The organism is Thermus islandicus DSM 21543 (assembly GCF_000421625.1).
GTDB lineage: Bacteria > Deinococcota > Deinococci > Deinococcales > Thermaceae > Thermus > Thermus islandicus.
Genome location: NZ_ATXJ01000004.1, coordinates 131,476 through 152,109, shown reverse-complemented (window position 1 = coordinate 152,109; position 20,634 = coordinate 131,476). Strand labels below are relative to the sequence as shown.

Annotated in this window: 21 protein-coding genes and 1 tRNA gene; 8 read left to right on the top strand and 14 right to left on the bottom strand. The window is 68.9% G+C overall.

All coding sequences use genetic code 11. The features are described from left to right. Nucleotides 1–3: 3 nt before the first annotated feature. Nucleotides 4–1,494: an NADP-dependent isocitrate dehydrogenase gene (locus tag H531_RS0105995; protein ID WP_022798455.1), complete on the bottom strand. Its 1,491-nt coding sequence runs from the start codon at nt 1,492–1,494 to the stop codon at nt 4–6. A gap of 73 nt (nt 1,495–1,567) precedes the next feature. On the opposite strand from H531_RS0105995, the gene H531_RS0105990 reads away from it, so the two are divergent. The 7 genes from H531_RS0105990 to H531_RS0105960 all read left to right on the top strand — a co-directional run bounded on the left by H531_RS0105990 (nt 1,568) and on the right by H531_RS0105960 (nt 7,980). After that, nucleotides 1,568–2,680, top strand: a complete 1,113-nt coding sequence (locus H531_RS0105990; protein WP_022798454.1) for an NAD(P)/FAD-dependent oxidoreductase — start codon at nt 1,568–1,570, stop codon at nt 2,678–2,680. Between the two features lie 81 nt (nt 2,681–2,761). After that, nucleotides 2,762–2,838, top strand: a tRNA-Met gene (locus H531_RS0105985). 80 nt (nt 2,839–2,918) lie between these two features. Beyond that, nucleotides 2,919–4,241 carry a tRNA (N6-isopentenyl adenosine(37)-C2)-methylthiotransferase MiaB gene (miaB, locus tag H531_RS0105980; RefSeq protein ID WP_028490685.1) on the top strand — a complete coding sequence of 441 codons (1,323 nt, stop codon included), beginning with the start codon at nt 2,919–2,921 and terminating at the stop codon, nt 4,239–4,241. Nucleotides 4,242–4,250: 9 nt separating this feature from the next. Continuing rightward, nucleotides 4,251–4,583: a hypothetical protein gene (locus H531_RS0105975; protein ID WP_022798453.1), complete on the top strand. Its 333-nt coding sequence runs from the start codon at nt 4,251–4,253 to the stop codon at nt 4,581–4,583. An 85-nt stretch (nt 4,584–4,668) separates the two neighbouring features. Continuing rightward, nucleotides 4,669–5,538 carry an NAD(P)/FAD-dependent oxidoreductase gene (locus H531_RS0105970; RefSeq protein WP_028490684.1) on the top strand — a complete coding sequence of 290 codons (870 nt, stop codon included), beginning with the start codon at nt 4,669–4,671 and terminating at the stop codon, nt 5,536–5,538. Between the two features lie 8 nt (nt 5,539–5,546). Continuing rightward, entirely contained in the window at nt 5,547–6,104 is a 558-nt protein-coding gene (locus tag H531_RS0105965) for a molybdenum cofactor guanylyltransferase (RefSeq protein WP_022798451.1), read from the top strand. 205 nt (nt 6,105–6,309) lie between these two features. Further along, nucleotides 6,310–7,980: a hypothetical protein gene (locus H531_RS0105960; protein WP_022798450.1), complete on the top strand. Its 1,671-nt coding sequence runs from the start codon at nt 6,310–6,312 to the stop codon at nt 7,978–7,980. Here the strand turns inward: H531_RS0105960 and lon are convergent. Beyond that, complete coding sequence (gene lon, locus H531_RS0105955) at nt 7,977–10,361, bottom strand: endopeptidase La (protein WP_022798449.1); 2,385 nt, start codon at nt 10,359–10,361, stop codon at nt 7,977–7,979. The genes H531_RS0105960 and lon overlap by 4 nt on opposite strands. A 58-nt stretch (nt 10,362–10,419) precedes the next feature. After that, nucleotides 10,420–10,923: a hypothetical protein gene (locus H531_RS0105950; RefSeq protein WP_022798448.1), complete on the bottom strand. Its 504-nt coding sequence runs from the start codon at nt 10,921–10,923 to the stop codon at nt 10,420–10,422. A 24-nt stretch (nt 10,924–10,947) separates the two neighbouring features. On the opposite strand from H531_RS0105950, the gene H531_RS0105945 reads away from it, so the two are divergent. Beyond that, nucleotides 10,948–11,988 (top strand): quinone-dependent dihydroorotate dehydrogenase, encoded by a 1,041-nt coding sequence (locus H531_RS0105945; protein ID WP_022798447.1) that lies wholly within the window; start codon nt 10,948–10,950, stop codon nt 11,986–11,988. 75 nt (nt 11,989–12,063) lie between these two features. Here the strand turns inward: H531_RS0105945 and H531_RS0105940 are convergent, their stop codons facing one another. The 11 genes from H531_RS0105940 to H531_RS0105890 form a co-directional block, all read right to left on the bottom strand. Further along, nucleotides 12,064–12,528, bottom strand: a complete 465-nt coding sequence (locus H531_RS0105940; protein WP_022798446.1) for a Uma2 family endonuclease — start codon at nt 12,526–12,528, stop codon at nt 12,064–12,066. Nucleotides 12,529–12,532: 4 nt separating this feature from the next. After that, nucleotides 12,533–13,813, bottom strand: coding sequence for a dihydroorotase (locus H531_RS0105935; RefSeq protein ID WP_022798445.1), 1,281 nt, complete (start codon nt 13,811–13,813; stop codon nt 12,533–12,535). A 23-nt stretch (nt 13,814–13,836) separates the two neighbouring features. Continuing rightward, nucleotides 13,837–14,013 (bottom strand): hypothetical protein, encoded by a 177-nt coding sequence (locus H531_RS14455; protein ID WP_022798444.1) that lies wholly within the window; start codon nt 14,011–14,013, stop codon nt 13,837–13,839. Beyond that, nucleotides 13,985–14,134, bottom strand: a complete 150-nt coding sequence (locus H531_RS14450) for a hypothetical protein (protein ID WP_169562198.1) — start codon at nt 14,132–14,134, stop codon at nt 13,985–13,987. Before H531_RS14450 ends, H531_RS14455 begins: the two co-directional genes overlap by 29 nt. 19 nt (nt 14,135–14,153) lie before the next feature. Beyond that, nucleotides 14,154–15,059, bottom strand: a complete 906-nt coding sequence (locus H531_RS0105920) for an aspartate carbamoyltransferase catalytic subunit (protein WP_022798442.1) — start codon at nt 15,057–15,059, stop codon at nt 14,154–14,156. Next, entirely contained in the window at nt 15,056–15,601 is a 546-nt protein-coding gene (gene pyrR, locus H531_RS0105915) for a bifunctional pyr operon transcriptional regulator/uracil phosphoribosyltransferase PyrR (protein ID WP_028490683.1), read from the bottom strand. The genes H531_RS0105920 and pyrR overlap by 4 nt, the downstream gene beginning before the upstream one ends. 189 nt (nt 15,602–15,790) lie before the next feature. Then, complete coding sequence (locus tag H531_RS0105910; RefSeq protein WP_022798440.1) at nt 15,791–16,120, bottom strand: SPW repeat protein; 330 nt, start codon at nt 16,118–16,120, stop codon at nt 15,791–15,793. 63 nt (nt 16,121–16,183) lie between these two features. Then, the gene (locus H531_RS0105905) at nt 16,184–16,930 is read right to left on the bottom strand and encodes a sulfite exporter TauE/SafE family protein (RefSeq protein ID WP_022798439.1); all 747 of its coding nucleotides are present in this window, start codon (nt 16,928–16,930) and stop codon (nt 16,184–16,186) included. 5 nt (nt 16,931–16,935) lie between these two features. Next, entirely contained in the window at nt 16,936–17,871 is a 936-nt protein-coding gene (locus H531_RS0105900; protein ID WP_022798438.1) for a 2-hydroxyacid dehydrogenase, read from the bottom strand. A gap of 49 nt (nt 17,872–17,920) precedes the next feature. Beyond that, nucleotides 17,921–19,231, bottom strand: coding sequence for a TldD/PmbA family protein (locus tag H531_RS0105895; protein ID WP_022798437.1), 1,311 nt, complete (start codon nt 19,229–19,231; stop codon nt 17,921–17,923). Continuing rightward, a complete protein-coding gene (locus tag H531_RS0105890) occupies nt 19,228–20,622 on the bottom strand; it encodes a TldD/PmbA family protein (protein WP_022798436.1) in 1,395 nt (464 codons plus the stop codon). Before H531_RS0105890 ends, H531_RS0105895 begins: the two co-directional genes overlap by 4 nt. Nucleotides 20,623–20,634 lie beyond the last annotated feature (12 nt).

Sequence of the window (20,634 nt, the reverse complement as noted above, 5' to 3'; positions counted from 1 at the left end):
GCCTTAGTCTTCCCCTTGGGCCTTGGTGAAGCCGGGCTCGCCGTCAAATTCCTGGAGCTTTTCCAGGTGCATCCAGCGGAAGCGGCTCGCTACCCGGCTTACAAGGTCCAAAATCTCTGCATCCTTGGCCTCCCCCTCTCCCGTGTAGAGGAAGCGGCAGCGGTAGTGGTCCACCAGGTCCGTGAGCCCGCCGGTGGGCGGGTAGACCTGGGTGCCCCGGTTGGAGATCATCTTGAGCCGGAAGGGGGTGCCCGCGGCGAGGTCCTCCAGGGCCTTCCCCAGGGCCTCGGGCAGGAGGTCGCTTTCCACGAAGACGTCCACCCCCACCACCCGGCGGCTCCTGGGGACGATAGGGGCGATGGCCCCGTCCACCTGGGGCAGGCGGAAGGGCTTGTAGCCCCGTACCTGGGTTTTCCTTGGGGTCTTACCCAGGTTCTGGATGATGGCCTCGGTGTACTCCGTGGTCTTGGCCCCCCGGTCGTAGCCCACCACGTCCCCCGTGAGGACCCGGCCCTCCTCGAGGGTGTAGAGGAGGGCGTTCTCTATAAGGTCCGCCGTGGCGAACTCCTCGAGGTAGCGGAGCATCATCACCGCGGAGAGGAGGACCGCGGTGGGGTTGATGACGTTCTTCCCAGCGTACTTGGGGGCGGAGCCGTGGACGGCCTCAAAGATGGCCACCTCGTTGCCGATGTTGGCCGAGGGGGCGAAGCCCAGGCCCCCGATGAGCCCCGAGGTGAGGTCGGAGAGGATGTCCCCGTTCATGTTGGTGGTGACGATCACCTCAAACTGCTCGGGCCTTTTTACCAGCTGGTGGGCGGCGTTGTCCACGATGATGTGGGCCGCCTCTATCTCGGGGTACTCCTGGGCCACCTTCTCAAAGGCCCGCTTCAGGGTCCCCTCGGCGAGCTTCATGATGTTGGACTTGGTGGCGCAGTGGACCTTCTTCCGCCCCTCGGCCCGGGCCAGCTCAAAGGCGAAGCGGGCGATTTTCTCCGACCCCTTCCAGGAGATGAGCTTGAGGGTCTGGGCCACGCTCGGGGTCTGCATGTGCTCAATCCCGGCGTAAAGGTCCTCCACGTTCTCCCGCACCACCACGAGGTCTATGCCCCGGCCCGCATAGGGGGTGGGGACGTTGGGGAACTCCCGCACGGGGCGGACGTTGGCGTAGGTCTCAAAGAGCTTCCTTAGGGTGACGTTGGCGCTCTTCTCCCCGTAGCCCACCGGGGTTTCCAAAGGACCCTTCAGGGCCACCCGGGTCTTGCGGATGGACTCAATGGTCTCCTGGGGAACGCCCGAGGCGATGCCCCGCCGGAAGACGCTCGCCCCCGCCTCTCGTACCTCGTAGGCCAAGGGGGCCTTGGCCGCCTCGAGGACCTTTAGGGTGGCCTCCACGCACTCGGGCCCGATGCCGTCTCCGGGGATCACGGTGATGAGCTTGCGCCCGTCCTCGAGGACGTGCATCTTCTTGCCGGTTTCCGTGGTGATCAGGGGCATGGGTTCACCTCCGGGGGCGGAAGCGCCCCCTCTTACACTACACCACGGGGCTAAGGCCCTGTAGACTCGGGGTGTGGCCCGGGTAGTGGTGGTGGGGGCGGGGATCGTAGGGGCGGCCTCGGCCTACCGCCTGGCGGAGAGGGGGCTCGAGGTCCTCCTCCTGGAGAAGGAGGCCACCTTCGCCCAAGGCTCCACAGGCCGGAGCGCCGCGGGGGTGCGGGTGCAGTTCTCCGAGCCCCTGAACGTCCTCCTCTCCTACCACTCCATCCTGGAGTACCAGAGGATCCCCGAGGCCGCCTACCGCCCCACGGGCTACCTCTTCCTGGTGCCCGAGGCCCTTAGGGAGGCCCAGGAGGAGGCCCTCCGGACGCAGAAGGCCCTGGGGGTGCCTGTGGAGCGGCTCTCCCTGGAGGAGGCCAGGAAGCGGGTGCCTTTTAGGGAGGAGGGGCTGGCCTTCGCCACCTATGGCCCCATGGACGGGACCATAGACCCCCACGGGGCCACGGCCTTCTACCTGCGGGAGGCCAGGCGCCTGGGGGCGGAGGTGCGCTTTTCGGAAGCCTTCCTCTCCGCCCGGCGGGAGGGGGGGCTTTGGCGGGTGGAGACGCCCAAGGGGCGGTACGAGGCCCCCTACCTTCTCCTCGCCACCGGGGCCTGGACGGGGGAGGTGGGAAGGCGTTTGGGCCTGGAGATCCCCATCTACCCGGTGCGCCGCATGGTCTTCGCCACCGCCCCCGCGCCCTTTCCCCACGCCTTCCCTCTCACCATAGACCTCGCCACGGGCTTCTACCTGCGCTCCGAAGGCCTCCGCCTCCTCTTCGGCCGCTCCAATCCCAAGGAACCCCCGGGCTTCCGGGAGGGGATGGACTGGAGTTGGCTCGGGCCTACCCTTGAGGCCGGCCTCGCCCGCTTCCCCTTCCTGGAGGGGCTTTCCCTGGACCCAAGGGCAAGCTGGTGGGGTTACTACGAGGTGACCCCGGACCACAACCCCATCTTGGGCTTCGTGGAGGAGGGGCTTCTGGTGGCGGCAGGCTTCTCCGGGCACGGGGTGCAGCAGGCGGCCATGGTGGGCCGCCTCATGGCGGAGGAGGTGGCCTACGGCCAGGCTCAAACCCTGGACATCGGGCCCTTCCGCCTAAGCCGCTTTCGGGAAGGAAAGCCCCTGCGGGAGCGGGGCATTGTGTGAGGCCGCCCCATGCGGGCTCCGGAAAAACGCCGTGTTGACCGAAGACCCGCTCTCCCCTATGATGGGGGTTGCCTGGCGCCGGGCGGCGTAGCTCAGGTGGTCAGAGCACACGACTCATAATCGTGGTGTCGTGGGTTCGAGTCCCACCGCCGCCACCAGGGGGCCCCTCGAGGTGGGGGCCTTTCTTGCTACACTGAAGGGACGGGCCCGGGATCCCCCCGGTCGCCCTGGAGGGAAGATGCGCGCCCACATCATCACCTACGGATGCCAGATGAACGAGTACGACTCCCACCTGGTGGCCAGCGAGCTCGTGAGCCTGGGCTGGGAGCTGGTGGACACGGTGGAGGAGGCGGACTTTGTCCTGGTGAATACCTGCGCCGTGCGGGGTAAGCCCGTGGAGAAGGTGCGCTCCCTTTTGGGCAAGCTCCGCAAGGAGAAGGAGAGGCGGGGCCTGCTCATCGGCCTGATGGGGTGCCTGGCCCAGCTGGACGAGGGCCAGCAGATGGCCCGGAAGTTCGGGGTGGACGTCCTTCTGGGCCCCGGGGCCCTCACCTCCCTCCCTGAGGCCCTGAAGGCGAGCGAGAAGTTCTGGGACCTCACCTTCCGCGACGACCTCCTGGACTACATCCCCCCGCCGCCCAAGGGGGCGCTTTCCGCCCACGTGACCATCATCCGAGGGTGCAACCACCACTGCACCTACTGCATCGTCCCCACCACCCGCGGCCCCGAGGTCTCCCGCCACCCCGACCTCATCCTCAAGGAGGTGGAGCGGTTGAAGCAGGCGGGGGTGGTGGAGGTCACCCTCCTCGGCCAGAACGTGAACTCCTACGGCAAGGATCAGCCGGGCTTTCCCTCCTTCGCCGAGCTCCTCCGCATGGTGGGCGGGATGGGCATCCCCCGGGTGCGCTTTCTCACCAGCCACCCGGTGAACTTCACCGACGATATCCTCGAGGCCATCGCCGAGACCCCCGCCATCTGCCGCTACATCCACCTGCCCGTGCAGTCCGGCTCGGACCGGGTGCTCCGCCGCATGGCCCGGGAGTACCGCCGGGCCCACTACCTGGAACGGATCCGGAGGATCCGGGAGGTGCTCCCCGATGCCGTGCTCTCCACCGACATCATCGTGGGCTTCCCGGGGGAGACGGAGGAGGACTTCCAGGAGACCCTCTCCCTCTACGACGAGGTGGGGTACGACCAGGCCTACATGTTCATCTACTCCCCCCGTCCTGGTACCCCCGCCTACAAGCACTTCCAGGACCTGCCCCGGGAGGTGAAGGTGGAGCGCCTGCAACGCCTCATTGAGAAGCAAAAGGAGTGGAGCTACCGCCGGAACCTGGGGTGGGTGGGGAAGACGGTGGAGGTCCTGGTGCGGGGCGAGGCCAAGGAGGAGGGGTATGTACAGGGGCACGACCGGGGGAACCACCCCGTGCTCCTTCCCGCCTCCCAGGCCCCCGCGCCCGGCCTCTACCAGGTGGAGATCACGCAGGCCACGCCCCACCTGCTCTTTGGCGAGGTGGTGGGGGCCGGGGCACCCGCCCCCATCCCCCTGCCCGTGGCCTAAGGGGGCGGGATGGGCAGGCTCCTTCCCCTTTTCGCTGCGGCTGCCCTCTTCCTCCTCCTCTTCGCCCTCTCCCGCTTCACGGGGGTGGGTTTCCTCCTGGCCCTCCTGGGCGGGGCCTTGGGCTATGTGGGGCTTGGGCGCTGGCAAGGGGGGCTTCTCGCCCGGGGACCTTCCCGGCAGGCCCTGGAAAGGCTCGCCATGAGGGAGGCCTGGCGGCGGGGTGGGGTGGTGCGGCCCGAGGACCTTCGGGCCTTCCTTCCCGAGGCCGAGGCCCGGGCCCTCTTGGAGGGGCTTTCGGAGCGGGGCCTCTGCCGGAGGGAGGGGGAGGGATTCCGGTTCTAAGTGCGGTCCATCGGGCGGCTTCATGGGGGGGACCCTATGCGGGCCCCGGGAGATTTTGGAGCCTAGGTATAAGGCGGCCGTGGCCCTGAGGGAAGCGGGGGTGGTGATCCTTGGGGCGGGGGTGGCGGGGCTCGCCCTCGCCCGGCTCCTCTGGGAGCGAGGCCTGCGGGTCCTGGTGGTGGCCGAGGACCTGGGGGAGGCGAGCAGGACCCCGGTGGCCCTGGTGAACCCCCTGAGGGGCAAGCGCTTCACCCTGGCGGAGGAGGGGGAGGAGGCTCTGGAGAGGGCCCTTGCCTTCTACACCCGTTTCGCCGAGCTCCACCTCGAGGTCTTCCGCCCGGTTCCTGAGGCCGAGCGCTCCAAGGTGGCGGAAAGGCTTTCCGGCCTTAGGCACCGCTTTGAGGCGGGGGGCGTGGTCCTGGAGGAGGCCTTTTGGTTGGAGCCTAGACCCCTCCTCGCCCGCCTCGCCCAGGGGCTTCCCCTCCTCAGGGGGCGCGTGAGGGCGTGGGTTCCGCCTTTTCTGGAGCTGGAAGGAGGGGTGAGGGTCAGGGGGGAGGTCCTGGTCTATGCCGGGGGCGGCCGGGGGGCCCACCTCCTAGGCCTAAAGGGGCGGCACATCCCGGGCCTCGTCCTCGCCCTTAGGGAAGGCTTTCCCCGGGCGGTGAGCTACCGGGTCTACCTGGCGGGGTCCGCCCTCGGGGGGAGCTACCTTCCCGGGGAGGAGGCCTACCGCCTTCCCCCGCCCACGGAAGGGGAGGTGGAGTGGCTTTTAGCGGGCGCCGAGGCCCTGGTAGGGTTCCGGCCCCGGGTGGTCTCCTGCTGGCGGGGGACGAGGTTCCGCCTTCCCGGGCCCCACCTCTTCCCCGTGGAGGGTGGGTTTGCCCTCACGGGGTTTGGCTCCACGGGCTTCCTCCACGCCCCCCTCCTCGCCGAGCGGCTCGCCTCCCGGCTTTAAACTGGAGGGTGTACTCGGGCGCGGTGCTGGCGGGGGGAGCCTCGAGGCGCTTCGGGGAGGACAAGGCCCTCTTCGTCTACCGGGGAAAGCCCCTCCTCCTCTGGGTCCTGGAGAGCCTAAGGGGGGCGGCGGAGCGCTTCCTGGTGGCCAACCGCCCCTACGAGGGCTTCGGCGTCCCCGTCTACCCCGACCTCCTTCCGGGGGCGGATAGCCTTTCGGGACTCCACTCGGCCCTCCACCACGCCCGCTTCCCCTGGGTGGCGGTGGCCGCCACCGACCTCCCCTTCCTCACCCGGGAGTACTGGGACTTCCTCTATGAGAAGGCCCTGGCCTCCCCCCATCCCGTGGTGGCGGTCCACGGCCCGGAGGGCCACCCCGAGCCCCTCATGGCCCTCTACCACAAGGACTGCCTGCCCCAGGTGGAAAGGCAGATCCGGGAAGGGGACTTCCTCCTGAGGCGGGTGATGGAGGTGTCGGGGGCCACCTATATTCCGGCGGAGGAGGTACTAGCCCGCTTCGGGGAGCACCTCTTCCTGAACGCCAATCGGAAGGGGGAGCTTCCTTAAGCCTCTAGGGCTTGGGCTTTGGCAGTGTGGAGGGAGCACCGGCTTCTGCAGGCCTTCCCTTTGAGGTACTTGATCCCCAGGCCCGGACGCGTGCGGCGTGGAATGTGCCCTTTGACAGGTCCTTTACCGGAATCCGCTAAGATGGAAGCACGTTGAGCTTGGCTGCTTCAGGGACGTTTTATGTTTGGCTTAGCGGTGGCAAGGCATGTTCAGGGTACGGCTTCCCCTCTACGGATCGGCCAAGGCAGCGGGTCCTCTTGGGCCCCTGCCCCTGAGGCGGAAGGCCTTGGGGATCCTCTACTACCTCGCCCTGGAAGGCCCTACGCGCAGGGAGAGGCTTGCGGACCTCCTTTGGGGGCATGGGGCCGCCTTGCAGAACCTGCGGGCCGAGCTCACCCACCTCCGCTCCTTCTTGGGGAAGGAGGCCCTGCGCGGGCCGGTGCTCTCCCTGCCCCCCGGGGTGGAGCTGGACCGTACCGCCTCGGGCGGGGACCCTTTGGAGGGCCTCGAGGACCTTTCCCCCTCCTTTGCCGACTGGGTGCAGATGTGGCGGGCCCGGTGGGGAAAGGCGGAGGAAACCCTTCCTTTCCCTGAGCGCCTGAAAGGGGTCAGACCTCCGGCCTTGGTGGTGCTCATCGGCCCTCCGGGCTCGGGGCGGGAGGAGGTGGCCAGGGCGCTTTCGGAGCGGCTTTCCCTCCCCTTCCGCCAGGGGAGGCCCCAGGGCCCGGGGGTGTACTACTTCGGCGAGCCCCTGCCCGGGAAGGAGCTGGCCTTCGCGCTGCACCCCGCCCCGGAACAGGTGCTGGTGGTGGCCCGGAGCCGCTTTGGGGAGGACCCGGCCTTCCTCCTTGCCCTGAGGGCCCGCTTTCCCGCCGAGATCACCTTCGTGGAGGAGGTGCCCCGCCTCTCCTGGCCGGAGGCGAGGGACGGCCCTCTGCGCCACCGGCCTTTCCTCGAGGCCGCCCGCTTCTTTTTGCGGAGCGGGGGACGGGTGGAGGTGCTACGGGAGCTCCTCAGTATGGGAAGTCCCGAGGCCCTGCCCCAGCGGGTGCGGGCCGCAGTGGCCCTCGAGGCCCGCTACCTCCCCTTGGCGGTACGGCTGGCCCTGGAGGTCCTGAGCCTGCACCCCGGGCCTTGGCCGGCGGAGCTCGCGGAAGCCCTGGGCTTGCAGGAGGAGGTGAACGAGCTGGAACACCGGGGGTGGCTCGCCTTTCAGGGCGGGCGCTACCGCCTGACCGAGCCCCAGTTCCGCCCCTACCTCGCCGCAGGCTTTGGGGCGGGGCAGCGGGCCCACCTCCACCGGAGGCTGGCCCAGGCTTTCGCCGGGCTCGGGGACCCCGTGGCCGAGGCCTACCACCGCCACCAAGGGGGGGAGGCCGTGGACGTGGGGCTTTTGGGGACGCGGCTAAGGGGTTGGCGCCGGGCTGTGGCCCGTCCTCCCTCCGTGCCCCGGGTGCGGGTCGGCCTGGGGCGGCGCCGGATCCTGGAAGGCCTCGAGGAGGTGCACCTGGTCTCCCTGGGGGGCGAGGGGGTTGGGGTGGAGCTTGGCCTCCCGGAGCCCACCCTCCTCCGCCTGCGAGGGCAGGTGCACCAGGAACTCCCCCTGGGCCTCGGGGCGAGCCTCGAGGCCTTCCCCCTTCGCCTCAGGGGCGCGGAGCGGGAGGTGAGCTTTCTTCCCGGCGCGGTCCCCGGCCACTACTTCTGGGGGACGGTCCTGCCGGAGGAGGGGATGGACCACCTCCTCCTCCTGCCCGAGGGGCTCTACTTCCTGGAACTCCGGACGCCGGGCATCGCCTCCTTCCGCCTGGAGGCCTACGCTCCCGAGGAAGGCTCGGCCGAGGCCTTGGCCCCCCTCGGCGTCCCCGTGCTCTCCTAGGCTCCCGCCCCGGGCTGGGGCCTATCGGCGGGGAGGGGCGGCGGCGGGGGAGGCAGGAGGAGGAGCCTTAAGACCTCGCCCACCTCCTCCACGAAGAGGATCTCCAGGTCCTTGAGGATCTCCTCCGGCACCTCCTTGAGCTCGGGGGCGTTCTCCTTGGGGAGGATCACCCGGTAGATCCCCGCCTGGTGGGCGGCGAGGAGCTTCTCCTTCACCCCGCCGATGGGGAGGACCTTGCCCCTCAGGGTGATCTCCCCCGTCATGGCCACGTCCATGCGCACCGGGCGGCCCGTGAGGGCGCTCGCCAGGGCGGTGGCCATGGTGATCCCCGCCGAGGGGCCGTCTTTGGGGGTGGCCCCTTCGGGTACGTGGATGTGAAGGTCAAAGTCCTTGTGGAAGCCCTCGGGGAGCCCCCACTCCTCCCGATGGGCCCTGAGGTAGGTGAGGGCGGCGTGGGCCGACTCCTTCATCACCTCCCCCAGGTTCCCGGTGAGGTTCACCTTGCCCGTCCCGGGGACGGCCACGGCCTCTATGGTGAGGAGGGTCCCCCCGTAAGGGGTCCAGGCCAGGCCCTGGGCCGCCCCCACCTGGGGGGCCTTCTCTGCCCGGTCGGGGCGGTACTTGGGCACGCCTAGGTAGGCCTCGAGGTCCTCCGCGTCCACCACCCGCACCCCCTCCCAGGGCTTTTCCAGGAACTCCCTGGCCGCCTTGCGGGCCACCTTGGAGAGCTCGCGGTCCAGGTTCCGCACCCCGGCCTCCCGGGTGTACTCCTGGACGATGCGCTCTATGGCCCGGTCGGTGATCTCCAGCCTGCCCTCAAGCCCCGCCTCCTTCACCTGGAAGGGCCAGCGGAAGTGGCGGGCTATGGCGCGCTTCTCGGGGAGGGTGTAGCCGGGGATCTCAATGACCTCCATCCGGTCCAAAAGGGGCCTGGGGATGGTGGCCAGGGTGTTGGCCGTGGTGATGAAGAAGACCTTGGAGAGGTCGTAGGGCACGTCCAGGTAGTGGTCGGTGAAGGTGTGGTTCTGCTCCGGGTCCAGGACCTCCAGAAGGGCCGAAGCGGGGTCCCCCCGCCAGTCGGAGGAGAGCTTGTCTATCTCGTCCAGGAGGAAGACCGGGTTCACCACCCCCACCTGCTTCATCCCCTGGATGATCTTGCCGGGCAGGGCCCCGATGTAGGTGCGGCGGTGGCCCCGGATCTCCGCCTCGTCCCGCACGCCGCCCAAGGAGATGCGGTGGAACTTGCGGTTCATGCTGCGGGCGATGCTCTTGCCCAGGGAGGTTTTGCCCACCCCCGGAGGCCCCACGAAGCAGAGGATGGGGGCGTGTCCCCTCACCTCCTTTTCCTTGGTGAGCTGGCGCACCGCCAGGTACTCCAGGATCCTCTCCTTCACGTCCCGAAGGCCGTAGTGGTCCTCGTCCAGGACGCGCCGGGTGACGGCGATGTCCAGGACCTCGGGGTCGGCCTCGGTCCAGGGGACCTCCAGAAGCCAGTCCAGGTAGGTACGGCTCACCGTGGCCTCGGGGGAGCCGGGCTGCATGCGCTCCAGGCGCCTGAGCTCCTTCAGGGCCTTGTCCTTTACCGCCTCAGGCATCCCCTTCTTCTCTATGCGCTCCCTGAGCTCCTCTATCTCCGAGAGGAGGTCCTCCCCGCCCCCGAGCTCCCGCTGGATGGCCTTCATCTGCTCCCGGAGGTAGTACTCCCGCTGGTTCTGGTCCATCTGCTCCTTGACCCGGGCGGCGATCTTCTTGTCCAGCTCAAAGCGCTCCAGGTCGCGCAGAAGGAGGGAGAGCACCTTCTTTAGCCGCTCCTCCACCTCCGCGGTCTCCAGGAGGTCCTGCTTCTCCTCGAGGGACCAGGTGGCGTGGTGGGCCACGAGGTCGGCCAGGACCGCGGGGTCCAGGGTGCTCCGCACGGCCTCCTGCTGGTAGCGGTCCAGGCGCAGGGTCTTGTGGGCCTGCAGGTAACGCTCAAAGGCCTCCTGCACCTCGTTCACCAGAACCCGGGCGAGGCCCGCGTCCTGCAGAGGGGGCTCCGGGAGGATCTCCCCCACGGCCCGGAGGTAGGGGGCGGCCACGTACTGGAGAAGCTTCGCCCGGTTCCTCGCCTCCACCATCACCTGGAGGGTGCCGTCGGGGAGGCGCATGGCCTGCTTCACCACGGCCAGGGTGCCCACGGCGTAGAGGTCTTCCGGGGCGGGGTCGTCCACCTCGGCGTCCTTCTGGGCCACCAGGAAGAGCATCCGGTCGGCGGAGAGGGCCTCCTCCACCGCCCGCTTGCTCTTCATGCGGCCCACGTCCACCCCCGTGGTGGTATGGGGGAGGATGACGGTGTTCCTAAGGGGCAAAACGGGAAGTTCTAGGCGCAAGGCGTCTCTCATCTAGCTCCATGATAGCGGGCCCCCAGGGGACCCAAAGGGGCCCAGGGCACCAAGGGCGCTAAAGCCCCACGGTGAGGTAGGCCTTCATGTTCTTAAAGGTGAGCCTCAGCGGCCCTGCGGGGAGCCCGCTGGCCTTCAGGCCCAGAAAGAAGCGGCCCGCGCGTAGCCCCTCTAGGAGCTTATTCCCCTGGAGGGTGAAGGCGGCCTGGGTGCTCCCCTGAAACGCCGCTTCGCCCGCCTTTTCGTCCCCGGGGCCCACGGGGCAGAGGTAAAAGGAGGCAAAGGCCTGGCACGAGGGGTCGTCTTTCGGGTCCTGGGTGCGGGCGTAGAACTCCAAGGTGGCGTTCAGGGGAAGGGAGGCCTCGAGGGTTCCTTCCACCCGTATCCCGCGGATCACGTTCACGGGAGGAGGGTTAAAGGAGAGGGGTTCCTTGGGGTAGGCCACCTGCCCGGCGGTGTCCGTGAGGCCGGGGAGGTCCAGGACCTGGTCGGGGAGGGGCACGGTGAGGGTGGCCGAGCAGGCGGCGAGGAGCAATCCGAGGAGCCAAGCGGCGCGTCTCACGGGAGGACTTTACCATAGGGAAGGATGCACCGCGCCCTCTTCCTTCTGGACCCCGAGGAGGCCCACGGGCTTGCCCTGAGGCTCCTTGCCCTCTGGTCGGAAAGGGGCCCCCTTCTGGAGGTTCCTGGGAGGCTTCTCCGGGTGGAGGACCCGAGGCTTCAGGTGGAGGCCCTGGGCCAGCGCTTCCCCAACCCCTTGGGCCTGGCGGCGGGGATGGACAAGGACGCCAGGGCCCTCGGCGCCTGGTGGGCCCTGGGCTTTGGCTTCGCCGAGGTGGGCACCCTCACCCCCAGGCCCCAGGAGGGAAACCCAAAGCCCAGGCTCTTCCGCCTGCTGGAGGACCGCGCCCTTATCAACCGCATGGGCTTCAACAACCGGGGGGCCTTGGAGGCGGCGGAGCGGCTGAGGCGCTTCCGCCAAAGGGGGCTTTCCTTCCCTTTGGGGGTCAACCTGGGGAAGAACCGGGACACCCCTTTGGAAAGGGCGGCGGAGGACTACCTGGAGGCCCTCCGCATCCTGGAGCCCTTCGGGGACTACTTCGTCCTCAACGTGAGTTCCCCCAACACCCCGGGGCTTCGCGCGCTCCAGGAGGGGCCTTTTCTGGACGAGCTTCTCGCCCGCCTGCGCCCGGCCACCCCTAAGCCCCTCCTCCTCAAGGTGGCCCCGGACCTCTCCTGGCCCGCCTTGGACCAGGTGGTGGGCCTGGCGCGGAAGCACCGCCTCGAGGGCCTGGTGGCGGTGAACACCACCCTGGCCCGGGAAGGCCTAAAAAGCCCCCTCGCCCGGGAGGCCGGGGGGCTTTCCGGGAGGCCCTTGAGGGGAAGGGCCCTGGAGGTCCTCCGCCACCTGGCAGAGGGCGCTCGAGGCCTCGCCCTGGTGAGCGTGGGGGGGATAGAGACCCCTGAGGAGGCCTGGGAGAGGCTCAAGGCGGGGGCGAGCCTCCTCCAGGTCTACACCGGCTTCGTCTACGGAGGGCCCCTTTTCCCCAGGCGGCTTCTTCAGGGGCTTCTCCGCCTCATGGAGGCGGAGGGGGTTTCCTCCTTGAGGGAGCTTCGCCCCTCCTGAGTCCAGGCAAAGGGTCTTCACCCGGGCCCCCGTGGATCTAAGCTCCAAAAACCTCGCCAGGACTTTGCCGGGGCCTCAGACGGTGAGGAGACAGCCCGCCTCGAGCTCCAGTTCCACCGGGGAAACGTAGCGCGAGGCTCCGTCCCGGCGTAGGTGGAGGACGAGAAGGGTGTAGGGGTCAAAGACCACCACGTCCTTCACCCCCTGGGAGAGGTAGAAGCGGGGAGCGATCTCCAAATCCTTGGCCTCGTAGCCCCGGCTCACCACCTCCACCACCGCCTCGGGGAGAAGGGTGATGGCCTCGTCCAGCTCCTCGGGTTCCCGGCAGAAGAGGGCGATGTCGGGCCTTTTGTAGGAGCCATCGGGAAAGCGCACGTAGACGCAAGCGCAGGAGGCGCCCTCCTTAGGCCGGAGGCTTTGCCGGATCCGGTCCACCGCCTTCCGGTGCCGGTAGGTGGGGTGGGCTTCCCAGAGGGGAAGCCCACCCCCCCCCCCCAGCCTGAGGCCGATGGCATCCGCCTCCAAGAGCTTCTTCAGCACGCCCCTATTCTAGCGCTTCGTGGACAATCCGGCCCTCCACCAGGGTGAGGACGGGCCAGCCCCCAAGGACCCATCCCGCCCAGGGGGAGTACTTGGCCTTGGAGGCGAAGGCGGTGGGGTCCACGGGGCGCTCTTTGGGACAGAGGAGGACGAGGCTCGCCTCGGCGCCCTCCTCCAGGTGAAGGGGGGGAAGGCCCAGGACCCGCCTCGGGCCGTCGGTGAAGAGGGCTACGAGCCTCGGAAGCGGGAAGCCCCGCTTGAGGTGAAGTTCGGTGTAGAGCAGGGGGAAGGCCACCTCGAGGCTGGGGATGCCAAAGGGGGCCCTTAGGAGGTCCCCCTCCTTCTCCGCCAGGGTGTGGGGGGCGTGGTCGGTGGCGATGGCGTCCAGGGTGCCGTCCAAGAGCCCTTCTAGGAGGGCCTCCCGGTCCTCTTCCGTGCGGAGGGGCGGGGCCACCTTGAAGAGGGGGTCAAAGCCCTTTAGGGCCTCCTCGGTGAGGCTGAGGTGGTGAGGGGTGGCCTCGGCGGTCACGGGAAGGCCCGCCCGCTTGGCCTCCCGTACAAGCTCCAGGCCCCGCCGGGTGGAGAGGTGCTGGACGTGGAGCCTGGGCGTGGCCTGGCTCCGCCTTCGGGCGTAGCGGAGGACCTCGAGGTCCCGGGCGATCCGCGCGGCCTCGGCCTCCGGGGGGTTCCCGGGAAGGCCCAGGAGATCGGCCAGGGCCCCGTCGTTCATCACCCCGTGGCGCCTTAGGCTTGGGTCCTCGGCGTGGACCGCCACGGGGAGGCCCAGGGGCGAGGCCATGAGAAGCCCTGCCGCCAAGACCCCCGCGTCCTCGTTGGTCCGCCCGTCGTCGGTGAGGAGGACGGCCCCCGCCTCCTTAAGGGGGCCCACCTCCGTGAGCTCCTTCCCCTCCTGGCCCAGGGTGAGGGCGGCGGCGGGGTGGAGCCTGGCCAGGCGGAGGCCTTCCGCCTTCCTCTTGAGGGCCCGCACCACCTCCGGCGCGTCCACGGCGGGCTTGGTGTTGGGCATGGAAACCACGTCCGTATACCCGCCCCGCACCGCCGCGAGAAGCCCCGAGGCCAGGTCCTCCTTCACCTCCTCCCCGGGCTCCCGCAGGTGGGCGTGAAGGTCCAGAAACCCCGGGGCAAGGAAGCACCCTGTGCCGTCCACCACCCGTTGGGCCTCGCCGCCTTCCAGGGAGAGGATCCTCCCTTCGCCGATGAGGACGTCCAGGGGGCCGCGTTCCCCCATAGCGTCCACGAGCCGTACGTTTCGGATCAGGATCATGCTTCCTCCAGTTCGGGCACCGGCTAGGTGGGCACCAGGGCCCGGGCCACCCGGTATTGCCTGCGGTCCAGGGTCAAGAACACCCCCGAAACCTGGCGAAAAAGGGCCATGGCCGCCGCCAGGGGGGCCTCCTCGAGGTAGAGGAGAGCGCTGGTGTCGGCGAAGAAGACCTTAGCGCCGTTCCTGGGTGAGGAGTTCATGGAGAGGGGGCGTTTCTCCCTTCAGGAGCACCGGCTTGGGACGCTTCCTGCGGGCCTTTTGCGGGGGGCGCACCCGCACCCGGTGGAGAAGCTCCGCCAGGGCTTCCTCGGCCTTCGCCATGGCCTCAGGGTACCCCACGTCACCTCCCTTTTCCCACCAAAAGGTGGTAGAGCACCGCCATGCGCACCGCCACCCCGTTTTGCACCTGGCGGGTCACCAGGCTCCTTGCCGAGTCCGCCAGGGAGCCTTCCAGCTCCACGTCCCGGTTCATGGGGCCGGGGTGGAGAAGGGGGGCTTGGGGCTTGGCCAGGGCGAGCCTCCTTTCGGTCACCTGGTAGCGGGCGAGGTAGTCCTCCAGGTTCACGAGCCCCGCTTCCATCCTTTCCCTTTGGAGCCTGAGCACCATGACGGCGTCCGCCTCCTCCAGGGCTTCCTCCAAACGGGGGGTAAGGTGGACCCCGGGGAGGCTTTGAGGAAGGAGGCTTGGGGGGCCGGCTAGGAAGACCCGGGCCCCGAGGAGGGGAAGGAGCTCGGCATTGGAGCGGGCCACCCGGGAGTGGAGGATATCCCCCACGATGGCGATCTTTTTCCCCTCGAGGGTCCCCAGGGCCTCCAGGAGGGTGTAGGCGTCCAGGAGGGCCTGGGTGGGGTGGGCGCGGCGGCCGTCCCCGCCGTTGATCACCGCCCCCTTGACAAAGCGGGTGGCCTGGTGGGGCACGCCGGCGCTGTCGGCCCGGATCACGTAGGCGTCCACCCCCATGGCCTCGAGGGTGAGGAGGGTGTCCTTGTAGCTCTCCCCCTTTTGCAGGCTACTGGTCTGGGCGGCGAAGGAGACCACGTCCGCCGACATGCGCCTGGCGGCGAGCTCAAAGGAGATGCGGGTCCTTGTGGAGGGCTCAAAGAAGACCGTGGCCACGGTGAAGCCCTGCAGGGCGGGAACCTTCTTTATGGGGCGCTCCAGGACCTCCCGCATTACCCGGGCCGTGTCCAGGAGGGCTTCCACCTGGGCCCTGGTCCAGCCCCCGAAGTCCAGGAGGTGCCTCATGCCCCCTCCTTTTCCCAGAGCTCCACCCGGTCCTCCCCGTCCACCTCCTCCACCTTCACCTTTACCACCTCGGTCCTCGAGGTGGGGACGTTCTTCCCCACGAAGTCCGCCCGGATGGGAAGCTCCCTATGCCCCCGGTCCACGAGGACCGCGAGGTAAATGCGCCTTGGCCTTCCCAGGTCCATGAGGGCGTCCAACGCTGCCCGGGCGGTGCGGCCCGTGTAGAGGACGTCGTCCACCAGGACGAGGGCCTTCCCCGTGAGGTCAAAGGGGATCCGGGTCTCCCGCACCTCTGGCCTATAGCCGATCTCCGTGAGGTCGTCCCGGTAGAGGGTGATGTCTAACACCCCCACGGGCACCTCCTTCCCCTCAAACTCCCCGATGAAGCGGGCGATGCGCGCTGCGAGGGGGATGCCCCGGGTGTGGATGCCCACCAGGGCCAGGCCCTCCGTTCCCTTGTTGGCCTCTACCACCTCGTGGGCGATGCGGTAGAGGGCCCGCCGCATCTCCTCGGCGTTCATGAGCTCTGCCTTAAAACGCACGCCCCACCCCCCAAAAAGGGCGGAGGCCGAAGCCTCCGCCCGTCCGCCCAACCTCGGTTTGTTCCCCGGTTTCTCGCATCTTCCCCCCTTTCCGGCCTCGCGGGACCGGTTTAAAGGCCACCCCTACCTTACACCCCCTGCCCCGCCCGGGCAAGGGGAACCCCCGGGCGGGGGCCAGGCGGCCGAGGCTTACGCCGCCTTGGGCGTTTCCCGGGTGACGCTCAAGGCCAGAGCCCCTACCAGCACGCCCACGATCACCGCGTTCCACAGGGCGTTGGCCATCCCGCTAAACCCGAGGATCCAGGGAGAGAGGATGAGCCAGACGCCCAGGACCACGTTGACCCACTCCTCCCACATGGGGCCGTTCCGGAGGTGCAAGAGGGACATGAGCCCTACCGCCACCCCGATGACCACCGCGTTCCAGGTGGCCACAGGGGTGCCGCTGAAGCCGAGAAGCCACGGAGAGAGGATGAGCCAAAGGCCCAGGACAAGGTTGGCCCAGTCCTGCCAACGCCGCATACACCCTCACCTCCTTCCAACCGGAGCTTAAACCTGCTTGAGTCCAAAAAATAGTGAGATTACTTACTTTCTCCGGCTGGGGGAGCGGAGGTACCGCTGGGCCGTCCAGGCGAGGAGGAGGGCGAAGGCCGTCCGGAGGGCGGATTCCGGCAGGAAGTGGGCGAGCTCCCCCCCGGCGAAGGTGCCCAGGAAGACCCCGGGCACGAGGCCCAAGGCCACGGGCGCGGCCACGTTGCCCAGGCGGTGGTGGGTGTAGGCCCCCACGAGGCTGGCCGGGGCCATGGCGAGAAGGCTGGTGCCCTGGGCGGTGTGCTGGGGTATCCCCAGGAGGAGCACCATGGCCGGAACCATGATGGTTCCCCCCCCGATCCCCATCATCCCCGAAAGGAACCCGGTGAGGGTTCCGGCCAGGAGGAGGGCCAGGTCCTGTAGGGCCTCGCCGGAAAGGAGGCCCATGGGGGCGAGGTAGGGCTTTAGGAGGAGGAGGAAGGAGACCAGGAGGAGAAACCCCCCGAAGGCGCGCTTGAGCTCCCTTTCGGGAAGGCCATGGGCGTACTGAGCCCCTAGGCGTGCGGTAAGGATGGCGCTCACGGCCAGGAAAAGGGCTGCCTTCGGTTCCAAGGAGCCCCGGAGGCCGTAGGTCAGCGCCCCCACGAGCCCGGTGAAGAAGACGGCCACCAGGCTGGTGCCGTGGGCCCGGTGCTGGGAGAGCTTGAGCACCCCCACCATGAGGGGGATCATCACCACCCCGCCCCCCAGGCCCACGAGGCCCCCAAAGAGCCCGCCGAGAAAGCCGATGAGGAGGCTCATGGGGCTCATACTACCGGGTTTTTTGGTTCCCTGCCCTCCAGGACGGCGAGGAGGTTTTCCACCGCCACCTCGGCCATGCGCTCCCGGGTCCTCCGCCCCGCCGAGCCCAGGTGGGGCGTGATGACGGCGTTGGGAAGGGCGTAAAGGGGGTGGCCTGGGGGCAAGGGCTCGGGGTCGGTCACGTCCAGGCCCGCCCCGAAGAGGTGGCCCTTTAGGGCCTCCACCAGGGCCTCGGTGTCCACCAGGGGGCCCCGGGCGGTGTTGAGGAGGATCGCCCCCCGTTTCATGGCGAAAAGCCTTTTCCGGTTCAGGAGCCTATGGGTTTCCGGGGTGAGGGGGGTGTGGAGGGAGACGATGTCGGCCTCTTGGAGGAGGTCCTCCAGGGGGAGGAAGGGGTAGGGGAGGGGTTTGGGGGTGCGGGCGTGGTAGACCACCCGCATCCCGAAGGCCAGGGCCCTTTGGGCCACGGCCTGGCCGATCCGCCCCATGCCGATGAGGCCGAGGGTTAGGCCCTCGAGGTCCAGCCCCAGGAGGAGCTCGGGGTGCCAGGCCTTCCAGAGGCCCGCCTTGGCGTAGTCCACGCCCTCCACCACCCGCCTGGCCACGGCGAGGAGAAGGGCCAGGGTAAAGTCGGCCGTGGCCTCGGTGAGGACACCCGGGGTGTGGGTGACCCGGATGCCCCTGGCCTTGGCCGCCTCGAGGTCCACGTGGTCCACCCCCACGCTGTAGCAGGCGATGACCTTGAGGTCCTTGGCCCGGTCCATCACCGGGGCGTCTATGCGGTCCTCCACCGTGGGGATGAGGCCCACTACCCCCTCCACCTTCCTTAGGAGCTCCTCCCGGGGAAGGAGGGGGCCCGGGTGGACCTCCACCTCGAGGCCTCGCTCCTTTAGCCTGTTTAGGGCCTCCCCCGGGAGGGAGCGGGTGACGAAGACCCTCATGCTTTTTTACCTCGGTCCCCACGCTGGCTTGGGCCAGCCTGGGGTGGGGTCATGCCCCGGCGAAGGAGAGCTCCGCCACCGCCACCGTGGGGCTCCCGTAGGCGGCGTCTAAGAGGAACCAGTCCAGGTCGTCCCCCACCGCCTCCACCGCCTGGAGGAGTTCCAGGAGGTTTCCGCTCACCGCGAAGTTCTCCACGGCGTGCCGCACCTCTCCCTCCTCTACCCAAAGCCCCAGGGCCTGGACGGAGAAGTCCAGGCTCACGGGGTTTGCCCCGGCATGGAGGCCCATGAGCTCGGTGACCACCACCCCTTCCGTGAGGCGGAGGTTCCCCACGGGCTCCAGGTAGAGGTTGGTGGGCCCCGTTCCCAAGACCCCTCGGTAGGAGCGGACGGCGTGGCCCGTATTTTTGTGTCCGAGGGCCCTTGCGGTCTCCGAGTTGTGGAGGAAGGTGTGGAAGACCCCCTTCTCCACCACCACGGTGCGGGCGGTAGGGGTGCCCTCGGCGTCAAAGGGGCGGGAGAGGAGGCCCCTTTCCAGGGTGGGGTCGTCTATGAGGGTCACGAGCTCGCTCGCCACCTTTTCCCCAAGCCTCCCCAGGAGGCGGCTTTTCCCCTCCAGGGCGTTCTTGCCGGAGAGGGCCTGGGCGAGGACGGAGAGGAGCATGGCCATGGTCCTGGGCTCCAGGTAGGCTCGGTAGCGTCCGGTCTTTAGGGGCTTGGCATTGAGGAGCCTTGCGGTCTTCTCCCGGAACTCCAGGGCGGTGCGGCCAGGCTCCAGGGCGTGGAACTCCTTCCCCGCCCTAAAGTCCCACCCCTGCTTGACGCTTTGCCCTTCGGCCATGACGAAGCTTCCCATCAAGGCAGCCAGGCCCGTACGGAAGCTTCCGCTCGCCCCTTGGGTGCTTTCCAGGCCCACCCGCATCTCCCGCTCCAGGTAGCCGCCCATGAGGACGCTCTTCACCCGGGGGTCCTCGCGGACCGCCCGCTCCAGGGCAAGGGCCGCCGCCTTCTTCCGCTCCAGAGGGGCAGAGAGGCCCTCCCCCAGGAGGTCGTGGCTTCCCAGGGGCTTCCCTTGGGGCAGGGCCCCTGCCTTGCCGGAGAGGAGGGCGTTTTCCCGGGCCTCCTCGAGGGCCCAGTCCAGGGCCTCCTGGGAGAGCTCCTCGGTGTAGGCGTACCCCACCTTTCCCTCCGCCTCCACCCGGAGGCCCAGGCCCCGCTGCCTCGCCTCCTTGATCTCCTCGAGCCTTCCCTCCCTGGCCCTCAAGGAGAGCTCCCGCTCCTCCTGAAAGAGGAGCTCTGCCTTCAGGCCCAGCTCCTGGGCCCGCCTGAGCACGTAGCGCTTGGCCTCCTCCAGGGTCATGCCCGACCTCCCACCACGATCTCCGAGACCAGCACGTGGGGTTGGCCCACCTCCACGGGGACGGCCCCCGAGAGGCTCCCACACATGCCGGGGGCGTTCTCCAGGTCCTGGGCCGCGGCCACCACCCGCATGAGGGTCTCGGGGCCCTTCCCCACCAGCATCGCCCCCCGCACGGGCTCCTCTATGCGGCCTTTGCGGATGATGTACCCCTCCTGCACGGCGAAGTTGTACTCCCCGCTTCCCGGCTTCACCTGCCCGCCCCCCATCTCCTTGGCGTAGAGGCCGAAGTCTATCCCGGCGAAGAGGTCCTCCACCTGGGCCTTTCCGGGGGCGAGGAAGGTGTTGCGCATGCGGGAGGTGGGGGCGAAGGTGTAGTCCTGGCGGCGGCCTGAGCCCGTCATGGGGTAGCCGGTGAGGAGGTGGCCCAGCCGGTCCACCATGTAGCTCTTGAGGACCCCCTCCTCTATGAGCACCGTGCGCTCCGTGGGGCGGCCCTCGTCGTCCACCTCGGTGGAGCCCCAGGCCTGGGGCAGGGTGCCGTCGTCAATGTAGGTCACGGCGGGGCTCGCCACCACCTCCCCCAGCTTGTCCGCCAGGACGCTCGCCTTCTTGGCCACGCTCGTGGTCTCCAGGAGGTGGCCCACGGCCTCGTGGAACAGGACCCCGCCGAAGCCCGGCCCCACCACCACGGGGAAGGTGCCCGCGGGGGCGGGCCTGGCCTTGAGGTTGGTCAGGGCCTGGCGGGCGGCCTTCTCCCCCACCGCCTTGGGCGGGTAGAGGTCAAAGAGCTCCAGCCCCATGCTCTTCCCAGGCCCGGCGTAGCCGGTCTGCACCTCGGCCCCCTCCTGGGCCACCGCCAGGACGAAGAGCCGCGTGCGCACCCGCCTTTCCTCCGCCCAGACCCCCTCGGTGTTGGCGATGAGGACCTCCTCTTCCCACTCCAGGAGGCTTGCCTCCACCTCCTTGATCTCGGGGGCGATCCGGGCCCCGGCCTCGGCCTCGAGGAGCCTCTCCAGCCGGTAGCGCCTGTCCTTTTCCCCGTAGCCCACCTTGGGAGCGTGGAGGCCCTGAGGGAGGGCCTTGCGGAAGTCCAGGCCTCCCCTTCCCCGCTCATCCACTAGCCCCAGGCTCCCCCGGGCGGAAAGGAGGGTGTCCAGGGCCTCCAGGAGGCCTTCCTGGGTGAGGTCGTTGGTGTAGGCGTAGACCACCTCGGTGCCGAAAAAGAGCCGTATCCCTGCTCCGAAGTCTAGGCCGGAGAGGGCTTCCTCTAAGGCCCCGGAGCGCACCTTCATCCTGCGCCTCTTGGAGCGCTCGGCGTAGACCTCGGCGAAGTCCGCCCCGCCCTTGAGGGCGCGGGCCAGGACCGCCTCCACCAGCTCGGGCTTGAGCATGCCCCGAGTCTA

Coding starts and splice junctions, on each gene's coding strand:
- miaB (WP_028490685.1), top strand. CDS start 2,919: ATGCGCGCCCACATCATCACCTACGGATGCCAGATGAACGAGTACGAC.
- H531_RS0105935 (WP_022798445.1), bottom strand. CDS start 13,813: ATGATCCTGATCCGAAACGTACGGCTCGTGGACGCTATGGGGGAACGC.
- H531_RS0105900 (WP_022798438.1), bottom strand. CDS start 17,871: ATGAGGGTCTTCGTCACCCGCTCCCTCCCGGGGGAGGCCCTAAACAGG.
- H531_RS0105895 (WP_022798437.1), bottom strand. CDS start 19,231: ATGACCCTGGAGGAGGCCAAGCGCTACGTGCTCAGGCGGGCCCAGGAG.
- H531_RS0105945 (WP_022798447.1), top strand. CDS start 10,948: ATGCACCGCGCCCTCTTCCTTCTGGACCCCGAGGAGGCCCACGGGCTT.
- H531_RS0105910 (WP_022798440.1), bottom strand. CDS start 16,120: ATGCGGCGTTGGCAGGACTGGGCCAACCTTGTCCTGGGCCTTTGGCTC.
- H531_RS0105905 (WP_022798439.1), bottom strand. CDS start 16,930: ATGAGCCTCCTCATCGGCTTTCTCGGCGGGCTCTTTGGGGGCCTCGTG.
- lon (WP_022798449.1), bottom strand. CDS start 10,361: ATGAGAGACGCCTTGCGCCTAGAACTTCCCGTTTTGCCCCTTAGGAAC.
- H531_RS14455 (WP_022798444.1), bottom strand. CDS start 14,013: ATGAACTCCTCACCCAGGAACGGCGCTAAGGTCTTCTTCGCCGACACC.
- H531_RS0105920 (WP_022798442.1), bottom strand. CDS start 15,059: ATGAGGCACCTCCTGGACTTCGGGGGCTGGACCAGGGCCCAGGTGGAA.
- H531_RS0105995 (WP_022798455.1), bottom strand. CDS start 1,494: ATGCCCCTGATCACCACGGAAACCGGCAAGAAGATGCACGTCCTCGAG.
- H531_RS0105975 (WP_022798453.1), top strand. CDS start 4,251: ATGGGCAGGCTCCTTCCCCTTTTCGCTGCGGCTGCCCTCTTCCTCCTC.
- H531_RS14450 (WP_169562198.1), bottom strand. CDS start 14,134: ATGGCGAAGGCCGAGGAAGCCCTGGCGGAGCTTCTCCACCGGGTGCGG.
- H531_RS0105890 (WP_022798436.1), bottom strand. CDS start 20,622: ATGCTCAAGCCCGAGCTGGTGGAGGCGGTCCTGGCCCGCGCCCTCAAG.
- H531_RS0105960 (WP_022798450.1), top strand. CDS start 6,310: ATGTTCAGGGTACGGCTTCCCCTCTACGGATCGGCCAAGGCAGCGGGT.